Below are 4,424 nucleotides of genomic sequence, written 5' to 3'. Positions count from 1 at the left end.
CGTAATATCGAGCACGGCGGCTCCCTGACCATTATCGCCACGGCGCTGGTGGAGACGGGCTCCCGCATGGACGATATTATCTTTGAGGAGTTCAAGGGAACGGGAAATATGGAGCTGCGCCTGGATCGCTCCTTGGCCGAGCAGCGCCTCTACCCCGCCATTGACATCAAGCTCTCAGGGACACGTCGGGACGATCTGCTCTACCCTGCGGATGATCTTCGCAAGATCTGGCAGGTGCATCGTATCCTGGCAAATCTGGGTACCAAAGAAGCGACCGAGCTTCTCCTAGATCGCCTCGATAAGACACGCTCCAACCGTGAGTTCCTGGCCGCGATCGGTGCTGCTCCCGGCGCTTCTCCCAAGTCGGAGTAGCATCTCGGATATGTCAAACCCCTACGACGAAACAAGTGAGAACGAGAACCGCCAGCCACGTGCTCTGGAAGAGAAGCGGGTGGAGGTTCTTGGGCTCTGGGAGGCACGCGACACGACGGAGCCCGAGGGGCTCATCGGCGAGGTCGTGCTCTTGCTGCGCGATACCCGTGGTCGCCGTCTCCAGGTGCATGTCGGGGCTTTTGAGAGCATGGCGATCCACAATGCCCTGCAAAAAGAAGCACCCGAGCGTCCACTCACCCACGATCTGCTCCGGAATCTGGTAGAGAAGCTTGGCGGAGTGCTGGAGCGCGTGGTCATTGATGATCTATGGCAGGGGACTTTCTACGCCAAGCTGCACCTGACGCGTGAGAAAGCCCCCTCCCTTGAAATAGACTGCCGCCCCTCGGATGCCATCGCACTTGCTCTCCGAGTCAGTGCTCCGATCTTCGTCGCGGAGCACGTTCTGGTCGAGGCCACGCAGGACTAAGCACGCCGCCCTCGGTGCACGAGGGTGCCCACTTCAGGTACCATGCGTCCTGCTCATGCAAACCACCTCACGCTCGGCTCTGGCAGCGCTTTGCTGCATCGCGATGCTTCTCTACTCCGTCTATCTCGGGGCTGTGGGAGTGCTTCTTCCCTATCTGGGCACGGCGTTCTCGCTGGGGGCCGAGGCGCAGGGGCGGCTTTTCCCGGCGAACTTTGCGGGCTTTGTGGTGGGGGTGCTGCTCTGTGGCTACTTGTCAGACCACTGGGGACGCAAGGCGGTGCTCTTAATCGGCCTGGCGGTCTATGCGGGTGGCTTACTCCTCTTTGGCAGTGCGAGCAGCTATGCTCTGGCGCTGGCGGCGGCGCTGCTGGTGGGGGCAGGGAGTGGGGCGATGGAAGTGGTCGCCAATGCGCTGGCGGCTGATCTCTACCCCGAGAGGCGCGCGTTTCTGCTCAATACCCTGCAAGTAGCCTTTGGGGTTGGCGCTGCCGCATCGCCGTCTCTCTGTCGCTACCTACTGACTCATAACACAGAGTGGCGGGCTCTGTACTTTGGGCTCGCGGGGATAAATATCGCTGTTTTTATCGTGCTGAGCTTCTGCCGCTTGCCTCGTAGCGAGACACATGAGGCTTTGGAACTTGCAGCACTGCGCACTGTCCTGCAGAAGCCCGCTTTCGCTCTCCTCTGCCTGATGCAAGGGCTGTATGTCGGGGCGGAAGTGAGCTTTTTCTCCTGGCTTCCCACCTACTTTGAGACGAGGCTTCCTGGGGGGACAGAGTGGATGGCGGGAGTGGGGACCCTTTTCTGGATCACGATGACCCTGGGGCGCTTCGCACTCGGCGGCTTGCTGGGGCGCTTTGCCTTACTCAAACTCACCGCACTCTGCGCGGGAGGGGGAGTGGTCTTTGCGGCACTCGCTCTTGTCTGGCAGAAACTGCCTCCCGTTTTGCTCTGTGTGGCACTGGCCGGGCTCTTTTTCTCCGGGATCTTTAGCCTGGTGCTCGCTGAGGCGGGGGAGCGGTTTCCCCGTGTTGCGGGCACTGCCTTTGGTGGGGTGGTGGCCGCAGGAGGCCTTGGTGGCGCACTGGTTCCCTGGCTCATCGGTGCACTGGCAGGCGGCAGTCTTGGCTGGCAAGGGGCGCTCCTGTTGGTTCCCCTCTCGCTGGTTGGCGTGCTACTGCTGAGCTTGCGCCTGGCCCAGACTCGCTGAAGCAAACGGGAGGCAAGTCTCTCTAGGTACAATACGCATCCCTGGGTACAATACGCACATGTCTATACTTCTCTCAGAGATCAACGAGCAGCCCGCCGCACTGGAGCGAGCGCTCACGGGCGGCAAAGAAGCTATTGCGGAGCTGGTGACGCAGATCAAGAAGCGCGATGTCCGTTATGTGATTCTTGCCGCGCGTGGCACGAGCGACAACGCGGCGACCTACGCGAAGTATCTGCTCCAGCTCACGGTCGGGATTCCTTGTGGCCTAGCCGCGCCCTCGGTGCACACGCTCTATGAGGCCGATGTCAACTACAAAGACGCACTGGTGATCGGAGTGTCGCAGTCGGGAGCGGGCGACGATATCAACGAGGTAATGGCGCAGGCACGCAAGAGCGGGGCGCTGACCGCTGCGCTGACCAACACGGCGGACTCGAAGCTGGCGCAGGTCGCCGAGCATGTGCTGCTCTGCAACGCAGGAGTGGAGAAAGCCGTCGCTGCCACCAAGACCTACACCACCACTCTGGGGCTCTTCGCCAAGCTCGCGGCCCGCTGGTCAGGCGATACCGCGCTTGCTGACGCACTCTTGCGCGTGCCCGATGCCATGCGCACCGAGCTGGTTCGGCTTGAGGGCAAGGCGCAGAGTGTCGCAAACTCCCTCACCCACGCCGAGCGGATTCTCACGGTCGCGCGTGGCCTGCACCTGTGCACCGCGATTGAGTCCGCGCTGAAGATTGCGGAGACGACCTACACCACCACCCAGGCATTCTCCTCGGCGGACTTACTCCACGGCCCGATTGCTAGCGTCCCAGCCAACACTCCCTGCCTCTTGTTCCTACCCGACGGTAAAACCAAGCCCATGATGACCGAAGTGGTGGGGAAACTCTCCGCACGCGGAGCGCGCGTGCTCACTCTCTCCACCGACCCCGATGCCGCGCTACCTCTCATCAATACAGGCAGTGAGCTACTCTCTCCGCTGGTGGACATTCTCCCCGCGCAGCTTCTCGCCTACCACCTCACCCTCGCTCGTGGCCTCAACCCGGACAACCCACTCGGTCTGAGCAAAGTGACGGTCACACGTTAACCTCTCCCCAACCCCTCTCCCGGGCGCTCGCAAGCTCGCTGGGAAAGGGGCTTTTCTTACCCCCTTCCTCACGCCCAGAGGGCACCCGGGCACGAACGCCCGGGGGAGGGGGCAGGGGGAGAGGTTAAACAGAGGTTATCTTCCCCCGAGTCCTGTTAAGCTCACACCCTCGATGAAGTAGCGCTGGGTAAAGAAGAAGAGCACGATAATCGGCATGACGACCATGGTCGAGGCGGCCATGAGAAGGCCGGGTTCGCCGCCGTGCTGCTGCTGGTAGAGCTGAAGCCCGTAGGCCAGCGGCATGTGCTCCGACGAGCTCAGATAGATCAGTGGCCCCTGGAAGTTATTCCAGGCACCCATGACGGCCATGATCGCAATCGCCGCCAGCGCGGGCTTCACTTGAGGAAGCATCACGCGCCAGTAGACTCCAAACGGGCCGCAGCCGTCTATTTTTGCCGCGTCCTCTAGCTCGCCAGGGATGGAGAGAAAGAACTGGCGCAGCATAAAAATATTGAACGCCGAGCCGAAAAACGCGGGTACCCAGAGTGGCTTGAGGGTATCAATCCAGCCTAGGCTACGGAAGATTAGAAACTGTGGCATGAGGGTGACCGCGCCCGGCACCATCATGGTCGCGAGGAGTATCCCAAAGAGCAAGTTGCGCCCCGGCCACGAGAGCCGCGCAAATGAGTACGCGACCATCGAGGAGGCAAGCAGCGTTCCCAGCACGCTCATCAGGGTCAGAAAGAGGGTGTTGCCCAGAAAGGTCAGGCCGTACTTGGTGTCGGGCGGCAGATACGCCAGCGCCTCGGAGTAGTTCTCCCACTTGGGCGAAACATGACGTACTTTGGTCAGCTCCGTGCGCGTGAGGGTTGCGTGAGTTCCACTTGGATCCGGGGTGGTCTCGTTGAGCATCGGTTGGACTTTAATTCGCCCATCCGGGAGCGCTTCCACTTCAGCGACCAGCTTGCCATCGCTGAGCTTGGCAAGCTTGGCGGGCTTGCCATCAGGCTGCTTAAGCGCGTCTATAGTCTTTTGTTGTGTTGGAATCCAGACGGGAGGGAAGACGGCTTGCTCATCATCGGCCTTGAGCGACGTGGAGAGGAGCCACGCAAACGGCACCATGAACATAAACGAGCCGAGCAGCAGCGCCAGGTGTGTGGCAGAGAGCCGGGTCAGCTCGCTGGCATGGCTGGCATTGCGTGTGAGTGCCTTCAGCCAGCGCGCGTTACCTAGTGCGATCACGATCCCCAGCGCGAGGCTGACCGGCGCAAAGC

4 protein-coding genes and 1 pseudogene are annotated in these 4,424 nt (G+C 61.3%); 4 read left to right on the top strand and 1 reads right to left on the bottom strand.

The window, feature by feature from the left end; all coding sequences use genetic code 11:
• The 4 genes and pseudogenes from ACH2EH_RS12590 to ACH2EH_RS12575 form a co-directional block, all read left to right on the top strand.
• Nucleotides 1–372: pseudogene (locus ACH2EH_RS12590) on the top strand (transcription termination factor Rho); the annotation flags it as partial.
• Nucleotides 373–382: 10 nt separating this feature from the next.
• Nucleotides 383–859 (top strand): bifunctional nuclease family protein, encoded by a 477-nt coding sequence (locus tag ACH2EH_RS12585; RefSeq protein ID WP_395142156.1) that lies wholly within the window; start codon nucleotides 383–385, stop codon nucleotides 857–859.
• 55 nt (nucleotides 860–914) lie between these two features.
• The gene (locus ACH2EH_RS12580; RefSeq protein WP_395142154.1) at nucleotides 915–2,069 is read left to right on the top strand and encodes an MFS transporter; all 1,155 of its coding nucleotides are present in this window, start codon (nucleotides 915–917) and stop codon (nucleotides 2,067–2,069) included.
• Between the two features lie 58 nt (nucleotides 2,070–2,127).
• Nucleotides 2,128–3,150 (top strand): SIS domain-containing protein, encoded by a 1,023-nt coding sequence (locus ACH2EH_RS12575; RefSeq protein WP_395142152.1) that lies wholly within the window; start codon nucleotides 2,128–2,130, stop codon nucleotides 3,148–3,150.
• A gap of 135 nt (nucleotides 3,151–3,285) precedes the next feature.
• Here the strand turns inward: ACH2EH_RS12575 and ACH2EH_RS12570 are convergent.
• Nucleotides 3,286–4,424 (bottom strand): carbohydrate ABC transporter permease (locus tag ACH2EH_RS12570; RefSeq protein ID WP_395142150.1); only part of this gene is annotated, 1,139 nt, incomplete at its 5' end.

Source organism: Armatimonas sp. (assembly GCF_043760365.1).
In the GTDB taxonomy this organism is placed as follows: Bacteria; Armatimonadota; Armatimonadia; order Armatimonadales; family Armatimonadaceae; genus Armatimonas.
This window is presented reverse-complemented; position numbering and strand designations above follow the sequence as displayed.